The organism is Teichococcus aestuarii (genome assembly GCF_042651065.1).
GTDB lineage: Bacteria > Pseudomonadota > Alphaproteobacteria > Acetobacterales > Acetobacteraceae > Pseudoroseomonas > Pseudoroseomonas aestuarii.
Genome location: NZ_JBHSCH010000191.1, coordinates 1 through 538, shown reverse-complemented (window position 1 = coordinate 538; position 538 = coordinate 1). Strand labels below are relative to the sequence as shown.

At 49.3% G+C, this 538-nt stretch carries 1 protein-coding gene; it reads right to left on the bottom strand.

Annotated features, from left to right (window positions below):
* Nucleotides 1-538, bottom strand: a 538-nt coding sequence (rfaQ, locus tag ACFOY6_RS24305) for a putative lipopolysaccharide heptosyltransferase III (protein ID WP_379652483.1), incomplete at both ends; no start/stop codon positions are given.

Genomic DNA, 538 nt, shown 5'->3' with positions numbered 1-538 from the left:
CCTGGATTTCAGCGATCATTGCCCGTTCTTTTTCATCTGGCCCGGAAGTGAGAATAATAGGGAAACCTTGTTGTTGTAGTTCGCAAATGGTTTGCGCCATTTTTTCTTCACTCCAGCATTTGAAAAACCAACGAGAGGTCGGCTGGATAATGATATACGGCGCTGAAACATTCAGCGCTTTTAGTTTATTCTCGACGGCCTGCCAGGCGGTTGGGGGCCAGGCCATTTTGACATCACTGACTGTGGGAATAGCAAAAGGTGCAAAAATGGACAAATTCTGCTCTACAGTGTGCATTTTCTGGTGCCCGGAAACGGAGGCCAACTGGGTATGGCAACAGGACCAGATATGCCCTTTGCGCTTGTTGAAGCCGAAACCAATACGTACTGGCGCGCCGGTGAATCTTGTAACCAGAGCGCTACGCCACTGGTCTGCCAGGTTGAGTACCAGATCATAATGCTGCTTACGCAGTTGCTTTAGCAGTTGCCATTCTTTGGTAAGGTGTTGGCGAGTCCCCAGCTTTTTCCACTTCCGGTCAAT